The sequence below is a fragment of the Porphyromonas sp. C0041D3 genome, assembly GCF_056590575.1.
The window spans coordinates 39,306-64,660 of the sequence record NZ_JBWPWJ010000004.1; the positions used below are offsets into that span (position 1 = coordinate 39,306).

The 25,355-nt window shown below is 57.0% G+C and carries 24 protein-coding genes and 1 tRNA gene; 20 read left to right on the top strand and 5 right to left on the bottom strand.

Annotated elements, in window-relative coordinates:
• Window positions 1-92 precede the first annotated feature (92 nt).
• The 10 genes from AC1EKE_RS03950 to AC1EKE_RS03995 all read left to right on the top strand — a co-directional run bounded on the left by AC1EKE_RS03950 (window position 93) and on the right by AC1EKE_RS03995 (window position 10,761).
• Window positions 93-170, top strand: a tRNA-Val gene (locus AC1EKE_RS03950).
• A gap of 86 nt (window positions 171-256) precedes the next feature.
• Window positions 257-1,366: a tetratricopeptide repeat protein gene (locus AC1EKE_RS03955; protein WP_480308302.1), complete on the top strand. Its 1,110-nt coding sequence runs from the start codon at window positions 257-259 to the stop codon at window positions 1,364-1,366.
• A 143-nt stretch (window positions 1,367-1,509) separates the two neighbouring features.
• A complete protein-coding gene (locus AC1EKE_RS03960; protein WP_296162792.1) occupies window positions 1,510-1,884 on the top strand; it encodes a putative signal transducing protein in 375 nt (124 codons plus the stop codon).
• A gap of 3 nt (window positions 1,885-1,887) precedes the next feature.
• Entirely contained in the window at window positions 1,888-2,400 is a 513-nt protein-coding gene (locus AC1EKE_RS03965) for a bifunctional adenosylcobinamide kinase/adenosylcobinamide-phosphate guanylyltransferase (RefSeq protein WP_480308303.1), read from the top strand.
• Between the two features lie 3 nt (window positions 2,401-2,403).
• On the top strand, window positions 2,404-3,450 hold the full coding sequence (gene cobT, locus AC1EKE_RS03970; RefSeq protein ID WP_480308304.1) for a nicotinate-nucleotide--dimethylbenzimidazole phosphoribosyltransferase: 1,047 nt from the start codon (window positions 2,404-2,406) through the stop codon (window positions 3,448-3,450).
• Window positions 3,428-4,195: an adenosylcobinamide-GDP ribazoletransferase gene (gene cobS / locus AC1EKE_RS03975; protein ID WP_480308305.1), complete on the top strand. Its 768-nt coding sequence runs from the start codon at window positions 3,428-3,430 to the stop codon at window positions 4,193-4,195. Before cobT ends, cobS begins: the two co-directional genes overlap by 23 nt.
• Entirely contained in the window at window positions 4,195-4,755 is a 561-nt protein-coding gene (gene cobC / locus AC1EKE_RS03980; RefSeq protein WP_480308306.1) for an alpha-ribazole phosphatase family protein, read from the top strand. The genes cobS and cobC overlap by 1 nt, the downstream gene beginning before the upstream one ends.
• 209 nt (window positions 4,756-4,964) lie before the next feature.
• Window positions 4,965-6,122 carry an AAA family ATPase gene (locus AC1EKE_RS03985; protein ID WP_480308307.1) on the top strand — a complete coding sequence of 386 codons (1,158 nt, stop codon included), beginning with the start codon at window positions 4,965-4,967 and terminating at the stop codon, window positions 6,120-6,122.
• 53 nt (window positions 6,123-6,175) lie between these two features.
• Window positions 6,176-9,793, top strand: a complete 3,618-nt coding sequence (gene nifJ, locus AC1EKE_RS03990) for a pyruvate:ferredoxin (flavodoxin) oxidoreductase (protein ID WP_480308309.1) — start codon at window positions 6,176-6,178, stop codon at window positions 9,791-9,793.
• A gap of 767 nt (window positions 9,794-10,560) precedes the next feature.
• Entirely contained in the window at window positions 10,561-10,761 is a 201-nt protein-coding gene (locus AC1EKE_RS03995) for a winged helix-turn-helix domain-containing protein (RefSeq protein WP_296158913.1), read from the top strand.
• 108 nt (window positions 10,762-10,869) lie between these two features.
• Here AC1EKE_RS03995 and AC1EKE_RS04000 read toward each other — a convergent pair whose 3' ends face one another.
• Window positions 10,870-11,943: a tyrosine-protein phosphatase gene (locus AC1EKE_RS04000; protein ID WP_296158911.1), complete on the bottom strand. Its 1,074-nt coding sequence runs from the start codon at window positions 11,941-11,943 to the stop codon at window positions 10,870-10,872.
• 178 nt (window positions 11,944-12,121) lie between these two features.
• Between AC1EKE_RS04000 and AC1EKE_RS04005 the strand changes: the two genes are divergently transcribed.
• Genes AC1EKE_RS04005 through AC1EKE_RS04020 form a run of 4 tightly spaced genes read left to right on the top strand, consistent with a single transcriptional unit; the run spans window position 12,122 to window position 16,243 of the window.
• Window positions 12,122-13,033 (top strand): 1-acyl-sn-glycerol-3-phosphate acyltransferase, encoded by a 912-nt coding sequence (locus tag AC1EKE_RS04005; protein ID WP_296158910.1) that lies wholly within the window; start codon window positions 12,122-12,124, stop codon window positions 13,031-13,033.
• A 57-nt stretch (window positions 13,034-13,090) separates the two neighbouring features.
• Entirely contained in the window at window positions 13,091-14,008 is a 918-nt protein-coding gene (locus AC1EKE_RS04010; RefSeq protein ID WP_296158909.1) for a M48 family metallopeptidase, read from the top strand.
• 56 nt (window positions 14,009-14,064) lie between these two features.
• The gene (locus AC1EKE_RS04015; RefSeq protein WP_296158908.1) at window positions 14,065-15,099 is read left to right on the top strand and encodes a dihydroorotate dehydrogenase-like protein; all 1,035 of its coding nucleotides are present in this window, start codon (window positions 14,065-14,067) and stop codon (window positions 15,097-15,099) included.
• 7 nt (window positions 15,100-15,106) lie between these two features.
• Window positions 15,107-16,243: a DNA polymerase III subunit gene (locus AC1EKE_RS04020; RefSeq protein WP_296158907.1), complete on the top strand. Its 1,137-nt coding sequence runs from the start codon at window positions 15,107-15,109 to the stop codon at window positions 16,241-16,243.
• A 145-nt stretch (window positions 16,244-16,388) separates the two neighbouring features.
• On the opposite strand, the gene rd is transcribed toward AC1EKE_RS04020, so the two are convergent.
• The gene (gene rd / locus AC1EKE_RS04025; RefSeq protein WP_018106636.1) at window positions 16,389-16,553 is read right to left on the bottom strand and encodes a rubredoxin; all 165 of its coding nucleotides are present in this window, start codon (window positions 16,551-16,553) and stop codon (window positions 16,389-16,391) included.
• A 603-nt stretch (window positions 16,554-17,156) separates the two neighbouring features.
• Here rd and AC1EKE_RS04030 point away from each other — a divergent pair.
• The 6 genes from AC1EKE_RS04030 to lpxB all read left to right on the top strand — a co-directional run bounded on the left by AC1EKE_RS04030 (window position 17,157) and on the right by lpxB (window position 22,193).
• Window positions 17,157-17,507: a 6-pyruvoyl trahydropterin synthase family protein gene (locus tag AC1EKE_RS04030; protein WP_296158906.1), complete on the top strand. Its 351-nt coding sequence runs from the start codon at window positions 17,157-17,159 to the stop codon at window positions 17,505-17,507.
• The gene (locus AC1EKE_RS04035; RefSeq protein ID WP_296158905.1) at window positions 17,504-18,082 is read left to right on the top strand and encodes a 7-carboxy-7-deazaguanine synthase QueE; all 579 of its coding nucleotides are present in this window, start codon (window positions 17,504-17,506) and stop codon (window positions 18,080-18,082) included. The genes AC1EKE_RS04030 and AC1EKE_RS04035 overlap by 4 nt, the downstream gene beginning before the upstream one ends.
• A 95-nt stretch (window positions 18,083-18,177) precedes the next feature.
• Entirely contained in the window at window positions 18,178-19,722 is a 1,545-nt protein-coding gene (locus AC1EKE_RS04040) for a glycine--tRNA ligase (RefSeq protein WP_480308312.1), read from the top strand.
• 15 nt (window positions 19,723-19,737) lie between these two features.
• Complete coding sequence (locus AC1EKE_RS04045) at window positions 19,738-20,286, top strand: FKBP-type peptidyl-prolyl cis-trans isomerase (protein WP_297127609.1); 549 nt, start codon at window positions 19,738-19,740, stop codon at window positions 20,284-20,286.
• A complete protein-coding gene (gene surE, locus AC1EKE_RS04050) occupies window positions 20,286-21,056 on the top strand; it encodes a 5'/3'-nucleotidase SurE (RefSeq protein WP_480308314.1) in 771 nt (256 codons plus the stop codon). The genes AC1EKE_RS04045 and surE overlap by 1 nt, the downstream gene beginning before the upstream one ends.
• 6 nt (window positions 21,057-21,062) lie before the next feature.
• A complete protein-coding gene (gene lpxB / locus AC1EKE_RS04055; RefSeq protein WP_480308316.1) occupies window positions 21,063-22,193 on the top strand; it encodes a lipid-A-disaccharide synthase in 1,131 nt (376 codons plus the stop codon).
• Here the strand turns inward: lpxB and AC1EKE_RS04060 are convergent.
• The 3 genes from AC1EKE_RS04060 to purD are packed head-to-tail and all read right to left on the bottom strand — an operon-like array spanning window position 22,185 to window position 25,343.
• Window positions 22,185-23,147, bottom strand: a complete 963-nt coding sequence (locus AC1EKE_RS04060) for a glycosyltransferase (protein ID WP_480308317.1) — start codon at window positions 23,145-23,147, stop codon at window positions 22,185-22,187. The genes lpxB and AC1EKE_RS04060 overlap by 9 nt on opposite strands.
• A 13-nt stretch (window positions 23,148-23,160) precedes the next feature.
• A complete protein-coding gene (locus AC1EKE_RS04065; RefSeq protein ID WP_480308319.1) occupies window positions 23,161-24,030 on the bottom strand; it encodes a hypothetical protein in 870 nt (289 codons plus the stop codon).
• A 23-nt stretch (window positions 24,031-24,053) separates the two neighbouring features.
• On the bottom strand, window positions 24,054-25,343 hold the full coding sequence (gene purD / locus AC1EKE_RS04070; protein WP_480308321.1) for a phosphoribosylamine--glycine ligase: 1,290 nt from the start codon (window positions 25,341-25,343) through the stop codon (window positions 24,054-24,056).
• Window positions 25,344-25,355 lie beyond the last annotated feature (12 nt).

Here is a 25,355-nt window from a genome sequence, read left to right on the forward strand (position 1 = left end):
GGTATGGCGGGGTGGGTGGGGGGTTGCGAGATCCATAAAATTTCGTACCTTTGCGGAGCATTCGGCTGGAGAGGAGCCGGTCGGGTGCACTCGGATCCTTAGCTCAGTTGGTTTAGAGCGTCTGTCTTACAAACAGAGGGTCGTAGGTTCGAATCCTACAGGGTCCACCATCGTGCCGCTATCGAGTCGAGAGACTTGGTAGTGGTTCTTTTTGTATCTTGTGCCGAGGGAAGAATTATGATAAAAGGAATACCGTATGGAGAACTTAGTGATCCGGCACATTATCCATCGCAAGGCACTGCTTTGGCTGCTTTTGTGTGCGATGCCGCTGATGGCGGTGGCTCAGACTGACTTATCCGAGTCGGAGGTGCAGCGACTGATCGATGAGGGGCTGTACTACCGCGCTCTGGAGCTGCTGGAGAGTCGCCCCGACAGCCTCAAGAGCCCCGTGATGCTCCGTCAGGAGACCCGCGTCCTCACCTCCTTTGCCCGATACGAGGAGGCGAAGGCGCTGATCCTGCCTCTGGCGACGGAGGAGGGCTCTGTGATCGACAAGCAACTGCTGGCGGGGATCTACGAGAGTATGCAGCAGCCGGACTCCGCCATCACTGTCCGTGAGGAGATCAAGGAGCTCTCCCCGTATAATATCGTCAATATTCTCAGGCTCTCCGATCTCTATGAGCAGCAGGGAGTCGGTTTCCTCGGTCTGACGATGATGAATAATTTCCTCTACGAGTATCCTGACAACCGCCCCGTGAGGCAGCGTCGTGCAGCAGTCAGTTATGGTGCCGGCTACTACGATGAGGCCTATGCCGACTTTGACACCCTCTACCATGCCGGGGATAGGAGCATGAATACGGTCTACTACCACGGTCAGTCGCTCATGCAGCAGGACTCCCTCGAGCAGGCGATCCCGGTGCTGAAGGAGGCAATAAAGATCTCCGAGGAGGCCAATCCCTTCCCGATGATCGACCTCGCTACCATTTATGTACAGCAGAAGGATCCGACCGAGTCAGCACTCTACCTCGCCAAGGTGGACTCCCTCATGGAGCGGACCCCACTGCGGATCCAGGTACTCAAGAGCTACCACGACCTGATGGCAGAGACGGATTTCCTCCGAGGGGCATATCGCTCCTCACTCCGCCATCTCAGAGACCTCGGTCGCTTTGCCCCCGACCTGCCGGACATCCCATACAGGCAGTCTCTGACGTATAGGGAGCTAGGAGATGACGCTGCCGAGATGAAGGCTCTGGAGACGTACCTTGAGCTGCGGAGTGATCCCGGACGAAAGCCCTCCCCGAGGGTCCTCTATGCCCGCAAGCGGCTGGAGCAACTGCGGGAAGATCGTTTTATGGGGCAGAAGTGACTTACGAGGGGCGCAGTAGTTTTTTTTCTTGGCGTGGGTGGTGCCTTTTTGCTCGGCCGATGAGACTTGGCTCGGCGGGGGAAAAAAGCGAACTTTGTGGGGTATGGAGATGGTCTCCGTACGCAAGAGACAGAGTGACTATTATGGAAAGGGATAATAAGGGGGAAGCCTTTGTTGAGGTCTTTAACTCTCTCAACCTCGAGGAGGTACGGCTGGCTGAGACGCTCCTCCAGTCAGAGAATATCATGGTGTCCGTCTCCGGAGAGACGGGGACACAGGTCTTCGGGCGGGTGCAGGGCTTGACCGGTGGCGTCTCGCTCATGGTCCCAGCGATGGAGGAGGAGAGAGCACTTCGCATCCTCCGGGAGGCCGGCTATCTACCGGCGTCTGATCAGACCGACAGCGTCTATACCGTGGGGAAGAGTAGGAAGAGTCGGAGCGCCTCCAAGCAGTTTTGGCTGATCACTGGGCTGATGGCGCTTCTCCTTATCCTCATCGCCTTAATGAACTTCCTCTGATCAATGGAGCATAAGATTATCTATGTTACCGGAGGAGCTCGCTCCGGTAAGAGTCATTATGCGCAGTCGCTGGCAGAGTCTCTATCCGATCGTCCGATCTACCTCGCCACGGCACGGATCATGGATGAGGACTTTGCGCGGCGGGTGGAGCGCCACCGGCGGGACCGCGGGGAGCAGTGGACGACGGTGGAGGAGCCACTTCGCCTGAGCGACCACGACCTCACGGGGCGGGTGGTGCTGATGGACTGCGTCACCCTTTGGCTCACTAATCTCTACGACGAGCATGGCTATGATATGGACGAGACCCTCAGGGCTGCCACAGCGGAGTGGGATCGCTTCATCGCTCGGGAGATGACCCTCATCGTCGTCTCCAATGAGCTCGGTATGGGGCTCCACGCTTCCTCGGAGAGTGCGCGTCACTTTGTCGACCTCCAGGGGTGGGTCAATCAGCATATAGCCGCATCAGCCGATGAGGCTTTCTTTATGGTTTCAGGTATAGCCATGAGACTAAAGTAGTATATGGTAACAGTAGAAGAAATACAGCACAAGATCGACACGCGATCGAAGATCATCGGTTCGCTTGGACAGCTTGAGACGATAGCTCGTCAGGTCTGCCTGATCCAGGACACCCTTACGCCGGAGCTGAGACGACCGGCACTCCTCCTCTTCTGTGGCGATCACGGGATAGCGGATGAGCGGGTGAGTCTCTCACCCAAGGACTTCACCTACAAGTGTGGTTGCACCTTCCAGAGAGGGAATGCGGCAATCACCGTCTTCTGTCGGCAGTACCACTTCCACCTCCGCGTCATCGATGCCGGTGTGGATCGGGACTTCCCTGAGGAGTATGGTGTAGAGCCGAGGAAGGTAGGGTATGGGACGCGAAACTTCCTCTACGAGCCGGCGATGACGATCGAGGAGTGTCGGAGGGCGCTCGAGACCGGGGCAGCCTGCGTGCGGGAGGAGTACTACAAGGACTGCAATGTGATCGGCTTCGGTGAGATGGGGATCGGCAATACCTCCTCCTCCGCTGTGCTGGCTCACCTCTACTCCGGCATCCCGCTCGACCGGCTTGTGGGGCGGGGTACCGGCCTCGACGATGCACATCTGGAGCATAAGTACCAGACGCTGAAGCGTGCCGTGGAGGCTCATCATCCGGAGACACCACTTGAGATCCTAGCTACCTACGGCGGGTACGAGATAGCGATGATGGTGGGTGGGATGATAGAGGCGGCTCGGCTGCGGATGGTCATCCTCTGCGACGGCTTCATCGCTACGGCGGCTGTCATCGCTGCTGAGGCCCTTGCCCCCGGCACTAAGGAGTGCGTTCTCTACGGTCATGTCTCCGATGAGGGTGGGCATCGGCTGCTGCTCGACTACCTCGGAGGGGAGCCGATCCTCCGACTCGGCATGCGACTCGGTGAGGGTACCGGAGCCGTGGTCGCCTATCCGATCGTCCAGTCGGCTGTCGCTTTCCTCAATGAGATGGCCTCCTTTGACGAGCGACAGCTGGAGAATTGCTACGAGGACAATCCCGATAGTATCTATGGCCATGGGTCTGAGGAGTGAGTGGAATCTCCTGAAGGCGGCGGTGATGTGCTACACCCGCCTTCCGGTGGGACAGGTACACTTCGATGCGGAGACGGCCCATGAGGCGGCCCGCTATATGCCCCTCGTGGGGGCTCTCATCGGAGGGTGTGGGGCGGCGGTCCATGCGCTAGCCTTTTTCCTCCTTCAGCTACCTCCTTCTGTCTCGTCCGTGCTGGCGCTCTCCACGATGATTATAGTGACGGGAGCCTTCCACGAGGACGGGTTCTCCGACTTCTTAGACGGATTTGGTGGCGGGACGAGCAGAGAGCGGGTGCTGGAGATTATGAAGGACAGTCATGCCGGAGCCTTTGGCATGATCGGCACGGTGATGCAGCTGCTGCTCAAGGTCTGCTGCCTCTCTGCACTCACCAGTCCGATCCCGGCTATGGTCGTGATGTGCTGCAGTGCGCGATCGGTGCCGCTGCTGATGATGCACTTCTCTGTCTATGCCCGGCGGGAGAATAGTAAGCTCAGCCGAGAGTCTTACGTCACCTCTGACGGCTCCATTGCGGTAGGGGTCGCCACCGGTCTCGTGGCGCTGCTGGCGCTTGGGTGGGTGCAGGCTCTGGCTGTGGTCGTGGTCTATGCACTGCTCTTCCTCTTTGTCCACCGACTCAGTAAGGCGCGTATCGGAGGCTACACGGGGGATGTGCTGGGAGCGCTGGAGCAGATGTGCGAGATGGGCTGTCTCATCGCCCTCCTCGCCGTGGAGCGGCTGGCGTGATGGAGCTCTATCTCGTCCGCCATACGCATACTGCCACACCGAGTGGCATCTGCTACGGCAGAGCCGATGTCTCGGTGGCGAAGACCTTCCCGGAGGAGGCTGCCAAGGTCGTTGCCACCCTCGCCGGCACCGGCTATGGGCGCGTCTACAGCAGTCCGCTCCTACGCTGCCGACTCTTGGCTAAGACGCTTACTGACACGATCACCATTGATGCCCGACTCACAGAGCTGGCCTTTGGCAAGTGGGAGCTGGTCCCCTGGCAGTCGGTCTATGAGCGAAAGGAGAGCGAGGCGTGGTTTGCCGACTACATGCACACCGCCCCGCCTGCTGGTGAGTCGTACCCCGGGATGACTCGACGGGTGCAGGACTTCATCGACTACCTCCCCGACTACGATCGCCCACCGGTGCTGGTGACACATGCCGGGGTGATACGGATCTTCCTCGTCCGTCTCCTCGGCTACACGATCGATGAGTCCTTTGCCCGCAAGATCGCATATGGTGAGGTGGTCCACCTCGTACGCTCCACCGACGGCGTCTGGCGGGAGGAGCCGCTAGATTAGTCTTTGATTATGATAGGTAGCCAGCGCAAATGGGTGAAATTTTCGTCCGTAATTGTAACGCAAGGTTTGCAAAATAGGATAATTCTTCCTACTTTTGAACCATCGAAGCCACCATCATACTTGGGATGACTTCGGGAGGTGTCCCTACTTAATCGGGGAGGCCGTCACGACGTTTTAGCATGCAGAGCTTTAGGAAGATATACAATCGGATGCTGACTGCACATCAGGAGAGCGACCGCAAGTCCCTGATCAGTAGTATCAGCTCATCGGATCGTCTGGTCGCTGTGCGCGGTGCGCGCGGCATTGGCAAGACGATCTTCCTGCTTACCTATGCTATCCGCAACATCACCGCACGGCCTGATCAGATCCAGTATGTGACGATGAATTACCTCTTCTTTGCGGGACACTCGCTCTACGACTTTGCGAGGAAGTTTTACCAAGAGGAGGGGGGCAAGATCCTCCTTGTGGATCAGATCTACAAGTACGCCAAGTGGCGAGACGATCTCTACCGGATCTATATGGATATGCCCAACCTGCGGGTGATCTTCAGTACCTCGAGCGTCGTGACCGAGGAGGAGCTGGGTCCGGAGCTGCAGGGTAGGGTGCGGATCATCAACCTACAGGGCTTCTCCTTCCGCCAATACCTCAATATAAAGTATGGCCTCCACCTCAAGGCGTACCCGCTCAAAGACCTGATGGAGCGGCACGAGGAGATCGCTGCTGAAGTGATGAATCAAGTGAAGCCGAAGGAGGACTTTGAGCTCTACCTCACCGAGGGCTATTACCCGCCGGTAGAGGACAACCCACTCTCCTCGGCCAAGCTGACGAAGAATATCAATATGATGCTGGAGGTGGATGTGGTCTACGTCCATCAGGTCGATATCTCTTACCTGCCCAAGATGCGGGAGTTGCTCTTCCAGATCTGCACGCAGGATAAGCCGACGGCCAATGTGACCCGATTTGCTCGCAGTATCGGAGCCAGCCGAGCCACCATAGCCAATTACCTCAAGTATCTTGACGATGCGGAGCTGATCCGCACGATCTATAAGGAGGGCAACGAGTACCCGAAGAAGCCCGATCAGATCTTCCCCAACGACACCAATATCGCCGGAGTGATGTATCCACATCGGCAGTCGACCTGTATGCGACTCAAGACCTTCCTCCTCTCACAATTTGAGAACGCCGGCTATCAGGTCAACGTCCCCGAGAAGCCCGGTGCGGACTTTATCGTCGATGGAGAGCATCTCTTTGCCTGCGTCGATGGTAAGACGAGTCGCTTCAAGAGCGAGGTGACCTACACCTTCAGCAACCTGCTGGTGGGGCATGACAACTGTCTGCCTATCTGGCTCTTCGGCTTCCTCTATTGACCTTTTAAGAGAAAAGAAGAACTAAATTACTTCACGCTTTAGTATACTTATATATGAGTAAAGAAAAGAAATTCATGACCTGTGATGGCAACACCGCTACGTCGCATATCGCGTATATGTTCTCGGAGCTGGCCGCCATCTACCCCATCACTCCCTCCTCTACGATGGCAGAGGTTGTGGACAAGTGGGCAGCCAATGGGCGTAAAAACCTCTTCGGCGACACCGTCCGTGTCCAGGAGATGCAGAGTGAGGCCGGTGCCGCCGGTACCGTCCACGGCTCTCTGCAGGCTGGTGCGCTGACGACCACCTTTACTGCATCTCAGGGTCTCCTCCTGATGATCCCTAATATGTACAAGATCTCCGGAGAGCTCCTCCCCGGCGTCTTCCACATTGCTGCACGTGCCATCGCCGGTCATGCCCTCTCGATCTTTGGTGATCACCAGGACGTGATGGCCTGCCGTGCCACCGGCTTTGCCATGCTCTGCAGCAACTCCGTGCAGGAGGCTCAGGATATGGCTGCTGTAGCGCACCTCTCTGCGATCCACGGACGTGTGCCCTTCCTCCACTTCTTCGATGGCTTCCGCACCTCTCACGAGATCCAGAAGATCGAGGAGATCGATATGGAGGACCTCCGTCCCCTCGTTGACCTCGAGGCGATCAAGGAGTTCCGCCACCGTGCGCTCACCCCTGATGCTCCGGTGACCCGTGGTACGGCGCAGAATGGGGATATCTACTTCCAGGAGCGTGAGTCATCTAATCCCTTCTACAACGCTGTCCCAGAGACCGTACAGCACTATATGGACGAGCTGGGCAAGATCACCGGTCGTCACTACCACCTCTTCGACTACTACGGTGCTGAGGATGCTGAGGATATCGTGATCTGCATGGGCTCTGCCTGTGAGACCGCTGAGGAGGTGATCGACAAGCTCAATGCCGAGGGCCGCAAGGTCGGTATGATCAAGGTCCACCTCTTCCGTCCCTTCAGCGTGGAGCACTTCCTCGAGGCAATGCCCAAGACCGTGAAGCATGTCGCTGTCCTCGACCGCACCAAGGAACCCGGTAGCGCCGGTGAGCCTCTTTACCTCGACGTGAAGAACGCTCTCTACGGTATGGAGGAGCACCCGACCGTTGTCGGTGGCCGCTATGGTCTCTCCTCTAAGGACGTGACCCCGGAGCAGTTTGCTGCTGTCTTTGAGAACCTCCGCATGAAGATGCCGAAGGATCACTTCACCCTCGGTATCGTGGATGACGTCACCTTCACCTCACTTCCGCTCACAGACCACTTCGACGTGGCTACAGATGCCTTCGAGGCGAAGTTCTACGGTCGTGGATCTGACGGTACCGTGGGTGCCAATAAGAACTCTGTCAAGATCATCGGTGAGAATACCAACAAGTACTGCCAGGCTTACTTCGAGTACGACTCTCGTAAGTCCGGAGGCTTTACCTGCTCTCACCTCCGCTTCGGTGACAGCCCCATCCGCTCCACTTACTACGTCAATCACCCGCACTTCGTAGCCTGCCACGAGCCGGCATACCTGCACCGCTTCAATATCACGAAGGGTCTCCGTAAGGGTGGCTCACTCCTCCTCAACTCCATCTGGGAGCCGGAGGATCTCGGTGAGAACCTCCCCGGTCGCCTCAAGAGATACCTCGCGAAGAACGGCTGCCACCTCTATATCATCAATGCGACTAAGATCGCCTCTGAGATTGGTCTCGGCAACCGCACCAATACAATCCTCCAGTCCGCTTTCTTCAAGATCGCCAACGTCATCCCCTACGATCTCGCTGTCGAGCAGATGAAGAAATTCATCGTCAAGAGCTACGGACACAAGGGCGAGAAGATCGTCAATATGAACTATCAGGCCGTCGATGCCGGTGCTGATGTCATCGAGGTACCCGTGCCCGCTGAGTGGGCAGACTGCGCCGACGATGCTGAGCAGGAGTACGAGTACGATACGCCTTTCGTCTCCGCCATCGTCAAGAAGATGCACGCTCAGGAGGGTGATGACCTGCCTGTAAGTGTCTTCACCGGCCTTGAGGACGGTACCTGGCAGCCCGGGACCACCCGCGTGATGCGTCCCGGTGTCGCTGTCAGTGTCCCGATGTGGCACGAGGAGAATTGTATCCAGTGTAACCAGTGTGCCTACGTCTGTCCTCACGCTACCATCCGCCCCTTCATCCTCGATGAGAAAGAGATGGAGAATGCTCCCGAGGGCTACGTGACCAAGCCTGCCATCGGTAAGGAGTTCAAGGGCATGGGCTTCCGCATCCAGGTCGACGTCCTCGACTGTCTCGGCTGCGGTAACTGTGCTGATGTCTGCCCCGGCAAGAAGGGCGAGAAGGCACTCACCATGGAGCTGCTTCACACCCAGGAGGAGCAGGATCCGCTGTGGCTCTACTCTGCTCAGAAGGTGACCAATAAGGCTCACCTCGTTGATGTCAGCAAGAGCGTGAAGAATTCTCAGTTTGCTCAGCCTCTCTTCGAGTTCTCCGGTGCCTGCGCCGGCTGCGGTGAGACGCCCTACGTCAAGCTGATCTCTCAGCTCTATGGTGATCGTCAGGTAGTGGCCAATACCACCGGCTGCTCCTCTATTTACTCCGCATCTGCTCCTGAGACGCCCTACACGACCAATGAGAAGGGTCACGGTCCTGCGTGGGCCAATTCCCTCTTTGAGGACAATGCAGAGTATGGCTATGGTATGTACCTCGCCAATAAGAAGCTCCGCGAGCGCCTCCTCACCATCGCGCAGGATGTCGTCGATGGTAAGATCGAGATCGGTCAGGAGAAGACTAAGGAGCTCCTCAAGGAGTGGATCGAGAAGTACGACGATGCCAAGGCTTGCCGTGAGCTCTCTGATGAGATCCGTGCTCTGGTAGAGAATGATGCTACCGAGGGTGGTCGTCTCATCGACGATCTCCGTCACTACATCACCAAGAAGTCTCACTGGATCATCGGTGGTGACGGCTGGGCTTACGATATCGGCTACGGTGGTCTCGACCACGTGCTGGCACAGGCACCGGACGTCAATGTCCTCGTCATCGATACGGAGGTCTACTCCAATACCGGTGGTCAGAGCTCCAAGTCTACCCCGCGTGCCGCTGTGGCACAGTTCTCTGCCAATGGTCGCCGCTTCCGCAAGAAGGACCTAGGCATGATGACTGCCGGCTACGGCTATGTCTACGTCGCTCAGATCGCCATGGGAGCCAACCAGGCTCAGGCGCTCAAGGCGATCCGCGAGGCTGAGGAGTTTGATGGTCCCTCACTGATCATCGCCTACTGCCCCTGTATCAATCATGGTCTCCGTGCCGGTATGGGTAAGACTCAAGATGAGGAGAGACGCGCCGTTGAGTGTGGCTACTGGCAGCTCTGGCGCTACGACCCCCGTCTGGAGGAGCAGGGCAAGAACCCCTTCCAATTTGACTCCAAGGAGCCACAGTGGGATCTCTTCCACGACTTCATCATGGGTGAGGTGCGCTACCGCTCTCTCGAGAAACTCTTCCCCGAGGACGCTGAAGCGCTCTACGCTGCTGCTCTCGAGGATGCCAAGTACCGCTACACCAAGTACCAGAGGTATCTCGCCATGGACTTCTCAAGACCCGAGGAGGATGTCGCTGAGGCTCCCTCTGATGTGGAGAAGAAGGTCGAGGAGGAGCCCGGTAAGTGGATGTAATCCTCGCACACCTGACGGCCTAACCGCTGTCTCTAGCTAATAGACTAATCTCAGGCTGATCGGCTTCACCGCCCCTCAGCCTGAGATTTTTTTGATCCATCCCCGTCATATGAGAGTACTGCCGGTGCTTTAGTCCCCCCTTCGGCGAACTGATTGGGGAGTGGAGGGGGGGAGGGGTACTGAGTGATACAGAAAACCATTCAGCTCATTGAGAGGGTGCATAGACGAATCGACTTTTGCGGTCAGCACCATCAGCCCTATCAAAGTGCGCTCCTAAGATCCCCTTCCTACGGCGCGAAATGCCCTATAGAGGACGTAGAATGCACGTAGAAGGAGAAGCGGAGACTGCCCCCAGCACCTCGGCTGAGCGACGATCACCTCACTTGTCCAAAGGCTTCAGCGGTGCAAATATAGCCCCCCAGCCGGGAGGGGTTGTCTCACAGAGTCTCTCCGTGTCTCCCCGTGTCTCCTCTAAACCAAAATTGCGTCTCCTGCGGTCTTCGCCACCTCGTGTCTCGATGTCTGGCGAAGGAGCGATGATCCCTCTGAAGCTCCGCCCCTCGGTATGTAGGAGCATCAGGAGACTAACCGGTCAGAGGGATCGCACCTTGCAGGGGGAGCCGCTTCTTAGCTGTAACGCCCCAATGCGTCACCCTTTGAGGGGGCGGGTGGCTTGTGGCATACTCTGGAAATTGTGGTATCTTTAGCGCATCAAAAGATGTATAATGACTTAGTAACTAAAGTGTAACAGACGAATTATGGATGAAATGACAGAGCTGATCGGTACCAATGCCGGTCTCGTGTGGGAGGTGCTCCGCAAGAGCAAGAAGGCGATGACCGATAAGGATATCAAGAGTGCTACGAAGATCGGCACCCTGAGGGATGTCCACATTGCGCTCGGCTGGCTGGCGAGGGAGGATAAGCTCACCTTTGAGGAGATCTCACCGATCACTGTACGGCTTAAGTAAACCCTCTACGACCCCGGCAATGCGCCCGGAGGGTCGGGATAGACATACACAAAGGGACACCCTATCGCTGCACGTGATAGGGTGTCCCTCTTGCTTTGTCCCTTGCCCTTAGTAGAGGAGGAGCTCCCTCAACCTGATGCGGTCGCTCTCATCGAAGTCCAGCACCTGATCCATGTAGTTACCGATGGTGCCGTACTTATTCTCGATGTCGGTTATGATCGAGAGGAGGTCGCTTGGTCGGCATCGGAAAAACTCACTCAGAGCCTCCTGTCGCCCCGGCGTGGCGTGGAAGCCCTGTGGCGCCAGCTTCTCCACCGACAGGAGGGCGTTGCTCAGGAGGTAGTCCGAGAGGATGTCCGACCGGGAGACACCTAAGCTATACTGGACCAGCATAGTCAGGAAGGCGGCTCGATCTTTTCCCCACTCATCGCTGATCATCACAGGGTAGTGATCGGGGTCGAGGAGGTAGTGGAGTGCGGCAGAGAGCTGCTCAGGATTCTCGTACGCTAAGCTATTGAAGGTATCGTGGATAAAGAGGATCACCCCCTCCTTACTCATATCTCCCTCATCGATCCGCTTCAGGACGGACTTGTAGTCGATCGGGGTATTGGCGGCGAAGTCCTTTTGGACGACATTCCCTATGCCATTGGTGAGGTAGACGAAGGAGTAGGCATCGCTGAGGACGATATTGTGCTTCAGCCCCAGGGACCCGATCACGAGGCTGTCCCTCGGCGTAAGCCCTCTGTAGCGCCCGCCACGGTAAAGTCGCCCCCATCGCATCTGGTACCCCTCGTCGGTCATATATCCACCAGCGTCACGGAGGTTGGCAAAGCCCTCTGTCGGTATCACCCTCATACCGGCGACCCTCATCTCTCGGTCGTCAAAGACGAGGAGGAAGTAGTGCCTCGAGTAGACTGTCCCATCTGTGGCGAATGTGGCCCACTCCTTGCCTATCGGCTCCACCTTGGTCGGCTCTACCGGGTAGCTGCCGGCATCATCGGAGGCATAGATGGCTACTTCCCCTCTCATCCCGGGCCGGACCTGCCACCGCACGACATAGTTGCCACTATCAGCGACATCGGCACCGGTGCTGATATCGTAGTAAGCCTTCCTAGCGCACGAGGTGAGGCTCAGGCAGGTCGTTAGAGCAATGAGGAGCGGCAGGATATTAAGGTGACGCATCTGAGGTTTTCTTCGTGATTGCTTGCAGACAAATCTACTCAAAGGAGTGATACCAGGATAGGAATTATCTTTATTTCAGTTTCTTTGACAGCGGTTTGACCATTTTCCCCTTTCATGTTAGCGAGTTGTGATAATATTCTGTTAGGTTTGTGCAATTATGTCTATCATGTGCTGACCAATGAGTAGAGACGACATGCGCAACGACGTCCTCTCGATTGAGGATCTGGGGGAGATGGTTCCATTTTTCCGGACCGGTGTGGGCCGTGGTGTCGGGCGCTGGCTCATGCGGATCCTTGGCGTCAACTCCATCAACCGGCTCAATGCCGACCTCTGTCACCTCAGCGGCCCCGAGTACGCCAGTGCAGCGCTACGACACCCCTTGGTGGACGTCACGTATAGGGTGCACGGCGAGGAGAATCTCGAGCTAATGCGGGAGGGGCAGTTCCTCACTGTCTCCAATCACCCCTTTGGTGGCATCGATGGGCTGATCCTTGTGGACATCGTGGGACACATACGCCCTGACTACAAGTTGCTGGTCAATTCCGTCCTCTCACACATCTCATCTCTTGAGCAAATGTGGGTGCCTGTGGTGCCCAATCGGGAGAGCAATCCTCGCTATGTTCACGACCCGAGTGTAAATGTCAAGAGCCTTAGGGCGCTTGCCCGAGAGTTTCAGGCCGGTTACCCCTTCGGTCTCTTCCCCGCCGGTGGAGTGGGGCGCTTCTCACTCAGGCGGGGGCTTCCGGTGGAGAGTCCGTGGAAAAACTCCAGCCTCCGGATCCTTAGGCGGGCATCGAGACCGATATTTCCGATTATGTTTGATGGGCACAATTCCGGGCTTTTCTATTACATGAAAAACCACATCCCCGTCGTCAGCGACCTGATGCTCCCGCGTGAGATCCTCAATAAGAAGGGCGAAGTGATAGATGTCTACATCGGCAAGCCGATCCTCCCCTCGGAGACGGAGCAGCTACCCGATCTCAGGAGCTACGGCACCTATCTCATCGAGCGAAGTATGAGCCTCCTCCCGCGAGCCATGTATCAGCCTCAGGTGGGGGCAAAGGCGGTGCTGATCGACCGAAAGGGCTGACAGCACAAGGCGATAATTGTGTATCTTTGAAGGAGTAAATCAGTAAGTCCATATACAATGAAAATAATCCTTCCCCATAGGCTCCTCCTGGCGACCCTGATGACCGCGCTCTTGGTGAGCGGTTGCACGCTAGTACCGCTCACCGGACGGCGTCAGATCAATCTCGTCTCCGATGCCCAGGTCGTCGCCATCAGTGAGCAGCAGTACCGATCCTTCATCTCCCAGGCACCCAAGAGCCGTGACATGGCTCAGACACAGCGTACCCGCGAGATGGGAAAGCGCATCGCCTCAGCCACTGAGCGGTACCTCCGCTCCATCGGGCATACGGAGGACATCCGCTACTTCCGGTGGGAGTTTAATCTCATCGCCTCCAATCAAGTCAATGCCTTCTGTATGCCGGGCGGCAAGATCGTCGTCTACGAGGGCATCCTCCCTGTCGCACAGACTGACGATGAGCTCGCCACGGTGATCGCTCACGAGGTGGCTCACGCTGTCGCTAAGCACTCCAATGAGCGACTCTCCCAGGCGATCCTCCGCCAGTATGGAGGTCAGGCGCTGGGGCAGATCCTCTCCGGCAGCTCGGCGGGCGCCCAGGTGATTGGCAATATCCTATATAATGTGGGAGGAAAGCTTATCTTCGAGCTTCCCTACTCGCGCAAGCAGGAGTACGAGGCTGACCAGATCGGTCTCTACCTCATGGCACTTGCAGGCTACGACTACCACAATGCGCCCAATCTCTGGGTCAAGATGGCCAGCCGCAGCGGAGGGGGCAATCAGAGCGAGGTGATCAGCTCTCACCCCAATGACCAAAACCGCATCCGGGCGATCCGTGAGGAGATCCCGAGAGTCGAGGCTTTTATGCGCAATGGGGGCAAAGTGGTCCCCGCTGCCGCCCCCTCAACCTCCAAAAAGATCTCCGATAATAATAAGAAGTCCAAGGGTCAGGGCAATGTGCCAATCATCACCCACTACTAATCCGGTGATCTGCATTTTCATCAGTCTATATTTCATCACGATAATCAAGCAATACCATGGTTGATCTAACCACCACCTATGCCGGGCTAAAGCTGAAAAGTCCCATCATCGCTGCAAGCTCCAGTCTAACCGCATCTGTCGATAAGATCAAGGCCTTTGCCGACGCAGGCGCCGGTGCGGTCATCCTCAAGTCTATCTTTGAGGAGCAGATCCAGAGCGAGGCAGACGACACCTATACCCAGTCTCATGACTTCCCCGAGGCGTACAATTACATCAGGGAGTACTCCGAGGAGCACTCTATGCGCCAGCATGAGCAGCTGGTGCGCGACGTCAAGAGAGCGGTCGACATCCCCGTATTTGCCAGCGTCAATTGCTCCAGCTCTGAGGGATGGGTGGACTATGCCAAGAGTCTCTCTGATGCCGGTGCCGATGGCCTTGAGCTCAACGTTATGCGCATAGAGACAGACCGGACGCAGGACTATGGTGAGCCGGAGCGCGCCATCCTCAGGGTGGTCACCACGCTGCGGGAGTCGGGGTACAAGAAGCCCTTGGTCGTCAAGATCTCCAAGTACTACAGCAACCTCATCCGCCTCTGCGCTGACCTCCATATGGTCGGGGCCGATGGTGTGGTCCTCTTCAATAGGTCTTACATGCCCGATGTGGACCTGACGGCTGAGTGTCTCTCTGCCGGACCGGTCTTCAGCAGCCCGAGTGACTTCTACGACGGTCTTCGCTTCACGGCACTGGTCCAGGGAGCCGTTCCCGGTCTCTCCATCTCTATCTCCTCCGGAGCGCGAAATGGCAAAGACGTCGTCAAGGGAGTCCTTGCCGGTGCCAACGCCATCCAGATGGCATCCATCCTCTATGGGAAAAAGGAGCAGGCCATCACCGAGTCTCTTGACGAGGTGAAGAGCTGGATGGAGGAGCATAAGTATGAGAGCATCACTGAGATGACCGGTCGCCTGGCTGCCAAGCAGGTAGATAAGGCCAATTTCCTCGCACGCTCTCAGTTTATGAAGTACTTCGACTCTCCCGAGTCTGCTCATCCCACCAATACCTTCAGTGGGGCAGTAGAGCGTCCGAGAGGCTGATCCCGATATGGCCGACCATCTCCTTCCGGACTATGCGGCTACTCTTGCCGACCCCTCGCTGATAGATCAGCTCTCCTCGATCCGGCTGAGAGATGCGATACCGCACGCCCTCCTCTTCTGCGGAGATGAGGGTGGTGAGGCACTCCCCCTAGCGATAGCCTTTGCTCGTCACATACTGTGTGAGCAGCCCGGGGCGGATGCTTGTGGGCACTGCGAGTCCTGCCGGCAGATGGATCTCTGGGAGCACCCCGACCTCTACCTCTGCTATCCGGTGATCAAAGGCGACTCCCGCGAGGTCACCTCGGAGGATCTCCGGGAGGACTTTGCCACGCTCCTCAGGGAGGAGCGGCGGTTTGGTCCGGAGGACTGGAGGACTCTCCTCAGGGGAGGGAATAAGCAGCCACATATCTTTGTCTCAGAGGCTGATCACCTGATCCACATCACGTCACTTCGCTCCTTCAAGAGCACCCATCAGGTGGTCCTCATATGGCAGCCGGAGACGATGCGGGAGGACACGGCCAATAAGTTGCTCAAGCTCCTCGAGGAGCCCCCGGTGGGGGTCATCTTCCTCGCCGTCTCTCACGATCCCTCGAGGCTACTCGAGACGATCCTGAGTCGCTTCCAGCGGATCGATGTCCCACCGATCGAGGAGACCTGTCTCGTGGACTATCTCGTCAGCGAGTGTGGTGCCTCTCCCGAGCAGGCGTATGAGGCAGGTCACCTCGCACGGGGCAACCTCCTGCGTGCCATGCGACTTCTTGAGGGCAAGGCGCAGGATAAGGCGATCGACCTAGCACTTGGGCTTATGGAGACAGCGATGAAGCGGACCCCAAGGGCCTACCGAGAGTTTGCCGACCAGGCAGCCACCCTGAGTCGTCCTGAGGTGATCTCGCTAATCGATGCGACGGACCGGATCCTCAGGGAGATGCTGGCACTGAGCTACGGGACGGAGGAGATCGTCTACACCAGGCTTGCCATTCGCGACAGGATCCGGAGCGTTGCCACTGCCGTCCCCCTGAGCTCCTACCCCCCGCTGATGGAGGATCTCTCGGCAGCACGGAGGGAGCTGATGCAAAATGCATCCATCAAGATCGTCTTTTTTGACCTACTCGTGGCGATGGCGATGCTGATCCCGAAGAGGTAAGGGGTGGGGTAAAATCCAAGCTAAGGGACCGATGCGGATCACACACCGCATCGGTCCCTTAGTTCGTTTATGGAGACCTCGGGAGAGGTCCTGATAGCTATATCTCTTAGCTTTGGTCTATCGCAAAGGTCTTAGGGAGTGGAGATTACTCCTCGACCAGCTCAAAGTCATCCTTAGTGGCTCCGCAGAGGGGACATACCCAATCCTCCGGGATATCCTCAAAGGCTGTTCCCGGCTCGATACCACCGTCAGGATCACCTACCTCGGGATCATAGACCCAGCCACAGACTGTGCACTCGTACTTCTTCATAATGAAATGTCTCTATTTGTCGTTAAAGTTCAGTTGTAGTCCTAACTAGACCAAGACAAATATACACTTTTCCCGATACATTGCCACAGCCCGTGGATGACGAACTGCTAAGCAGAGAGGTGTAAGATCACGAGCCCTTGATCTAATATCGGTATTAGAGATCACTAATACCGGTAAAAGAAAATACTAATACCGATATTAGTCGTCTCTAATATCGGTAAAAGAATGGAGCCTGATGCCGAGGCTGTTAGCCCGGTGTAATCCACCTGATGTCCCACAAGGGACAGGGGCATCGTGTGCACGCTCGGGCATAGTAGTGTCGCTATTTGGTGGTCCTTATATGCGTCATTACTGCTCGGAGGGTGGGGCGAAGCGAGGGGGGCGTGTAAAATCAGTATCTTTGCATAAGGAAATAAGAAAGATACGGATCTTTGCGCCCTACTGTGTCGGGGGCTTATCGAGACTCCACCACGGATAGGTATGAGAGTTCGCTCTCCCGATATGTATTCCCCGTCCCGACCGCCCATTGATCGGTCCTTGTCATCGGGGCAATCAGCACAGGTCCACTCAATCCCTTTTTATAAGAAGGCACTATATAATATTATGTACTATATCGCTAAGAGACTTGAGGTCGCTGGATGCCACCATCTGGAGCTTCCCTATCCCAGCAAGTGCAGCCGAGTGCATGGGCACAACTGGATCATCACGATCTATTGCCGCTCTGAGGAGCTCAATGCTGAGGGTATGGTGGTGGACTTCAATGTCATCAAGGAACGGATCCACGCCTATCTCGACCATGGGGACTTCAATGAGCTCCTGCCCTTCAACCCCACAGCGGAGAATATTGCCCGCTGGTGTGTGGAGCAGATCCCCAATTGCTACAAGGCTAAGGTGTGTGAGTCGGAGAATAATACCGCACTCTATACCATCGATGAGCATGACGCCGGCCTATGAGGGTCTGCGAGATCTTTTACTCCCTGCAAGGAGAGGGCGTGCAGGCCGGTACTCCGGCGGTCTTCCTCCGCTTCTCGGGCTGCAACTTAGCCTGTGACTTTTGTGACACAGACTTCCGGCACGGCACCGAGATGACGGAGGCTGAGATCCTCACGGAGGTCGGCTCATACCCCGCCCCGCTCGTTGTCGTCACCGGTGGAGAGCCATCTCTGCAGCTGACGGAGTCCCTTGTAGAGGGACTCCGGGCGCTCGGCAAGCGTGTCGCCGTGGAGACCAATGGCACCCATCCGCTCCCCACTGGGGTGGACTGGATCACCTGCTCGCCTAAGCTCGCCTACGTGGGGACAAAGGGTCGTGTGGTCCTCGCGCGGGTCGATGAGCTCAAGGTGATCTATGACGGGGCGCATGAGGTGAGTGACTACGGCATCCACGCCGACCACTACCTCCTCCAGCCCTGCGACGTGGGCGACCCGGTGCGCAATCGTGAGATCATCGCTGAGACCGTCGCCTATGTGCTGGCCCATCCGCAGTGGCGTCTCTCTCTCCAGCAGCATAAGCTCCTCGGTGTCCGCTGACTTTTTAAGGGGATAGTGCGTACATTTTGATTACCTTTGCGTAGATGACCTCCGGGGTCGTCCCTGTAAGCGAAATAATTGATTTTCCATACAATATGTCTGAGAATAACGAGACGCTCTTCAAGACAATCATCAGTCACTGCAAGGAGTATGGCTTTGTCTTCCCCTCCTCCGAGATCTACGATGGTCTCAGTGCCGTCTATGACTATGGTCAGAATGGCATCGAGCTGAAGAATAACATCAAGCGATACTGGTGGGAGAGCATGACGCACCTGCACGACAATATCGCAGGGCTGGACTCCTCCATCTTTATGCACCCGAGGATCTGGGAGGCGTCGGGTCACTTGGCGGCCTTCAATGACCCGATGATTGACAATAAGGACTCCAAGAAGCGGTACCGTGCCGACGTCCTTGTGGAGGACTATATCGCCAAGCTGGATGGGAAGATCGAGAAGGATATCGCCAAGGCGCGTAAGCGCTTCGGAGACAGCTTTGATGAGGCGCAGTATCGCGAGACGAGTGTCAATCTGAAGCGCATACTCGATGAGCGAAAGAAGGTCTATGACCGATACGCCGAGGTGTCGGGGAGTGGTGATCTGGAGGGACTTCATCAGCTGATCCTGGACTGCGAGATCGCTGACCCGGTGAGCGGCTCACGCAACTGGACAGACGTGCGGCAGTTCAACCTCATGTTCTCCACCCAGATGGGCTCCGCCTCGGACGATACGATGACGGTCTACCTGCGACCCGAGACGGCGCAGGGGATCTTTGTCAATTTCCTCAATGTGCAGAAGACGGGTCGCATGAAGATCCCCTTCGGTATCGCACAGATCGGTAAAGCGTTCCGCAACGAGATCGTGGCACGACAGTTTATCTTCCGTATGCGCGAGTTTGAGCAGATGGAGATGCAGTACTTCGTGAAGCCCGGGACGGAGATTGACTGGTTTGAGCAGTGGAAGGCGGCGCGGATGAAGTGGCACAAGAACCTCGGTCTCGGGGACGATAAGTACCGCTTCCATGACCACGAGAAGCTGGCGCACTACGCCAATGCTGCAACGGACATCGAGTTTGAGATGCCCTTTGGCTTCAGCGAGGTGGAGGGAGTCCACTCGCGGACCAATTTTGACCTCAGCCAGCACGAGAAGTACAGTGGCAAGAAGCTGCGGTACTACGATCCGGAGCTGGGTGATAGCTATGTCCCCTACGTGGTAGAGACCTCCATAGGTGTGGATCGCCTCTTCCTCAGCATTATGTGCGGCTCATACGTGGAGGAGGAGCTCGAGAATGGCTCCTCCAGAGTGGTGCTCAAGCTGCCACCGGCACTGGCGCCCACCAAGGTGGCTGTGCTCCCGCTGGTCGCTAAGGACGGTCTGCCTGAGATCGCTGAGTCGGTCATGAAGGAGCTGCGCTATGACTTCAATTGTGTCTACGATGAGAAGGACTCCATCGGCAAGCGCTACCGCCGTCACGACGCCATCGGCACGCCCTACTGCGTGACTATTGATAATGATACGCCTTCGGATGAGGCAGTGACCGTCCGCTTCCGCGACACGATGGAGCAGAAGCGTGTCCCGATCCGGGAGCTGCACGCACTGATCGACGAGAAGGTCAGTATGAAGTCCCTCCTGAAGAACCTCTGATCCCCTTTTTTGCATATGAAGTCCATACTAAAAGGTCTCCTCCTCTCGCTTACCCTCGGCCTCTCGCTCGGTCTCCTCACCGCCTGCGATCAGACGGCTCCCGATGAGGCGAAGTCGGAGTATAGGGTGAAGAACGAGAAGTACGTGGAGGATATCGCTGCTGATACCTCCTACAAGAAGCTTGCCTTCGAGCTGTCGCCCTATGCCATTTACTATAAGGTGATCCAGGGCTTGCCGGAGGGAGCCAAGCCTCAGAGACCGCTCCAGAATAGTCAGGTGGAGTATAAGTATACCATCAAGCTGATCAGCGGTGAGGTGCTCGAGACCGACGAGATCGTCAAGTCCTGGATATACCATCAGGAGGGTAACGGACGACCTGAGTCGATCATCCGGGGGATGCAGCTGGCACTCCAGCATATGTCTGTCGGTGAGACGTGGGAGGTGGTGATCCCCTGGCAGCTGGGCTACGGCGCCTATACCTATGGTGGCTCCTCTCGCTCGTCTATCCCTGCATACTCTACCCTGATATTTGAGGTGACCCTTCTCTCTATCCCCACGCTCTGATGGCCAAGCGTCCACTTTTCTTAGTCAGTAATGACGACGGCGTCTTCGCCAAGGGGCTGACGGAGCTCTCCCTCTCGCTCCGTGATATGGGCGATGTAATCGTCGTCGCTCCTGATGAGCCGCGGAGTGGCTCCTCGAGTGCCATCACCACTCGCAACCCAATCACCTACAGCCTCGTCCGCTCGGAGCCTGGTCTGACGGTCTATAGCTGCACCGGCACGCCTGCCGACTGCGTCAAGCTGGCACTCAATGTCATCGTGACGGAGATGCCGGATATCGTCATTGCGGGGATCAATCACGGGGACAATAAGGGCATTGCGGTGAATTACTCTGGCACCCTTGGCGCTGCGATCGAGGGCTGCATCTTTGACATTCCCTCCCTTGCCATCTCGCTTATCCATGGCAAGCAGGAGAGCGACTACCTCTCCTGCTGTCGCTATGCGCGCGCCATCTGCCGGCGGATCCTCAAGGAGGGGCTGCCTCGTGGGGTCTACCTTAATGTCAATGTGCCCAATATCCCTCGCGTCAGGGGGCTGAGGGTCTGCAGTCAGGCGGATGGGAGGTACCACAACGAATTCATCAAGCAGCGTAACCCTCAGGGGAAGGATGTCTTCTGGCTGAGTGGCGACCTGGTGCTCAATGAGCCGGCCGAGAAGGGCTGGGATGTGGCGACCTTGGATCGAGGCTACGCCACGATGGTGCCGTGCAAGATTGACGTCACTGCCTATCAGTATGTCCGCGACCTGCAGTCGTGGGAGGAGGATGACTGACGCCGGATGAAGTATTTCCTCATAGCGGGTGAGGCGAGTGGAGACCTCCACGCCGCACATCTGATGTCTGCCTTGAGAGTCGAGGACCCTCAGGCAGACTTTGCCTATATGGGCGGTGCAGCTATGAGGGAGAGGGGAGGGGCGTGTGTGCTGAGGTCGGAGGAGATGGCCTACATGGGTATCGTGGATGTCCTACGGCACTACCCCGAGATCAGGCGAGGACGCGATGTGGTGAGGCAGTCCCTGCTTGACTATCGCCCGGATGTGGTGATCTGTGTGGACTACGGCTCCTTCTGTATGCGGTATATCCTGCCCTTTGTCCGGAAGCAACTGCCCACGACGCGGATCGTCTACTTTATCCCGCCCAAGGTGTGGGCATGGAAGGAGTTTCGCGTCCGTCAGCTGAAGCGTGACTGCGACTTGATCCAGTGTATCTTCCCCTTCGAGGTACCCTACTTCCGCTCCAAGGGTGTGGAGCGTGTCTCCTACGTCGGCAATCCTACCTATGAGGAGGTGATGCACTTCAGGTCACACCGCAGTGCTGGCGTGATGATAGAGGGGCGACCTTACATTGCGCTCCTCTGTGGTAGTCGTCTCTCGGAGGTGAGGCGCAATCTCCCCCTGATGCTGGAGAGTGTGGCGTCTCTCGGTGACCGGTACCGGCTGGTGATCGCCGGCGTCTCCGCCATTGACCGGTCGCTCTACAGCGAGATCATAGAGCGCCACAGTCAGCAGAGGGTGGAGGTGCGGTATGGGGAGACTTACGAGGTCCTCTCGGGGGCGGATGCAGCATTAGTGACCTCCGGCACAGCGACCCTCGAGACGGCTCTTCTCGGTGCGCCTCAGGTGGTCTGCTATGCGACGCGTGCCGGGCGATTGGTGAATTTCGCCTTTGACCACTTCTTCAAGGTCCCATATATCTCACTCGTCAATTTGATTGCTCGCCGTGAGGTGGTGGCGGAGCTCTTCGGGGGAAGGTGTTCGGTCAAGGCGATACGGAGCCACCTCATGCCCCTGCTCACTGATACAGCTGAGCGAAGAGCGATGCTGGAGGCTTACGATGCCGTCTCGGAGGCTCTCCGGACGGAGCTCCCTGCCTCGACGCTGGCGGCTCGAGAGATCGTCGCTCTACTCTGAGCCTTCCCTCCTCCCTATCTTTGCCTCAATAAAGCCAATCCCGTAGCCAAAGAGCTGGACAAAGGCTGCTATCACGCAATTGACCGCCAGCTCGAGCGAGTCGCCCCGACCATATACATCAAAGATGATCAGGAGGGCGTACAGGAGCGGGAACATCAGCCCGCCATATAGGCTGGTGACGAGAGCGATGAAGCACAAGACCACGAAGAGTGAGGGGAGGTAGTGCACCGGCTTCATGCTGCCGGGATGGAGACGCTCCAGCATCACGCGAGCCCGTCCGCTGTGGCGTACCTGGGCGAAGAATTTCTTGTACGTGTCCCGCCGCTTGTGGTAGACAAAGAGGTCGTCGTACAGCGCAGAGTGGTAGCCCGCCTCTATCACCCGCAGGCTGAAGTCAATGTCCTCCCCATAGCGGAGATCCTGACGGAAGCCACCGACTGCCTCATACGCTGTGCGCGTCACGCCCATATTGTAAGTGCGGGGGTAAAACTTGTCCAGCGGCTGGTCCTTTCGCCCCCCTCGGATGCCTCCTGTGGTGAAGAATGAGGTCATCGCATAGCTGATCGCACGCTGTGTCACGGTGTAGTCCTCCTTCGCCGCATCCGGCCCGCCAAAGAGGTCTACCGGTCTCCGCTCTATGTCGAGGGCCAGTGTGCTCAGGTAGCTTGGCGGGAGCTCTACGTCGGAGTCGAGGAAGAGGAAGATGTCTCCCTGTGCCACTTTGGCTCCATAGTTGCGCGCCCCGGAGGGCCCGGTATTTGGAGACTGATAGAGGTATCGGACCGGTAGCTTGTCGGCATAGCTCTCGCACACCTCACGGCAGGGGAGGTCGGAGCCGTCCTCCACGACCACCACTTCGTAGTCGAGGGGCGTGCTCTCCTGACTGAGGAAGCTCTCGAGTAGCTCTTTGACCTCATCGGGTCGATTGTAGACAGGGATGATGAAGGATATCATAGGATGCGTGTCGTCAGAATAAGGGGGGGAGGAATGCGTATAGCGTAAAGCCGGCTATAGATCCGAGCGCAGATGTGAGAAATACAAGGCGTTGGGTATTTGTGCAGAGAAATGCGGTCACACATGACGTGCAGAAGAAGATAGACAAGACGGGCGAGGGCATCTCTGCCGAGTAGTAGATACAGTATAGGACGAAGAGGAACCAGCCCAGCCTGAGGTGGAGATGGGTGACCCATCGGTATCTGGTAATGGCGTGCCTGCGGACGATCATAGTCTCGATAGTGGCGGCTGAGAGAAGCATCATGAGGGATGTGACTCGCAACCAGTCATCGGTACTGCTCGGGAGACTCGGGTGAAGAAGAGATCCATAGGTGCGGTCAACAAACCCCAGCACACCCTCGGGAGTGGGGGGCGCAAGGAGGAGGATCCCCACCCAGAGCACCATAAGTACCCCAAGAACCATAGCGGAGTAGTGACGCCAGGTCCCAAGACCGATCTGCCTGAGCATAAAGCAAAAGATGAGGAGTGTCGGCAACCATATCGGATCGATCAGAGACAGAAGTCCGATGCCAAGTCCGATATTAAATCCGATGAATGGGGACTTGTGCTGGGCGAGCGAGGTTATGATGTACTCACTGAGGAAGACCAGGATGATCGTTGCGACCATCATCAGGGAGAGTGAGCGTGTAGCTATGCCTACCTGACTCGTCATCAGGAGTGCCATCATTATCCACGAGGTCGTCTCATGGATATGTGATCCGTAGCTGAGAATATTGTGCCTGTGGAGCAGGAATAGTAGGGCTGCGGAGAGTACGAGCACAGCTATAGGCTCAGAGAGCACTTGCTCTCCGAGTGACGATAGCTTAGGCAGATATTGCTCCATAGGGCTCAGTCTCCGATACCTCCTTACTCGTACTCCACGAGATCCTTGCCGATGTCGTGCCGGTAGTACATATCGTCAAAGCAGGTCATCATCATCCGGTCGTAGGCTCTCTTCCTCGCCCGCATGATCCCTCGATCGAGTGCGGTGACGGCAAAGACTCGCCCGCCACACGAGCGGATGTCTCGTCCGCTGCCTGTGGTACCGGAGTGGAAGATGATCGAGCTGTCGCTGTCGTCACCGTAGATGATGACCTGGGCGCCCTTGGGGTAGCTCTCGGGATAGCCCTTCATGGCGGCCACGACCGTGAGCGCGGTCTCCTCGATCTCGCCGGGGTCCTCCGTGTCGGCTAAGCTCTGATCCCGTAGGGCAAGCAGCGAGGGAACCAGGTCACCCGCAATCCTCGGCATCACCGCCTGTGTCTCGGGGTCGCCCATACGGCAATTGTACTCGATGACGTAGGGGTCGCCATTCTGATTCATCAGGCCGAAGTAGAGGAATCCTCGGTAGTCTATCTCGTCCTCCTGAAGGCCGCAGATGGTGGGCTCGATGATCCTCTCCTTCACCTTGGTCATAAATTCGTCATCGATAAAGGGGACAGGTGATACCGCACCCATACCTCCTGTATTGAGTCCCGTATCTCCCTCTCCGATGCGCTTGTAGTCCTTTGCCGTCGGCAGGATGCGGTAGCTCTTACCATCGGTGAGGACGAAGACGGAGCACTCGATGCCGGTGAGGCAGGTCTCTATGAGGATCGTGTCGGCTGAGTGCCCAAACTTTCCGCTGAGCATGCGGTCCAGTCCCTCCTCTGCCTCCTCAAGGGTCTGGCAGATCAGCACGCCCTTCCCGGCTGCGAGGCCGTCCGCCTTAAGGACATAGGGAGCCTTCTCTTCGTTGCGGAGGTAGTCCAGCGCCTGCTCCCGCTCTCCGGCGGTGAAGGAGCGGTACTTGGCTGTCGGGATGCCGTGCCTCTGCATAAATGCCTTGGCGAAGTCCTTGCTTCCCTCCATCTGCGCCGCCTCCTGAGTGGGGCCGACGATGTGTAGAGAGTTTAGCTCGGGGCGTGCTAATAGCCGGTCTACCAGCCCGCCTACTAAGGGCTGCTCCGGACCGACCACAAGCAGTTCGACAGACTCTTTGGTCAGAAAGTCTGCAACGGCATCGGCATCATTGATGTCCAGGTCGGCATTCCTTGTCTTGGGGAAAGCCCCCGCATTACCCGGTGCGATGATCACCTCGCTGACCAGTGGACTCTTGGCTATTTTCCATGCGATGGCTTGCTCACGTCCTCCGGAGCCGAGTACTAATGCTTTCATATCACTTACAGA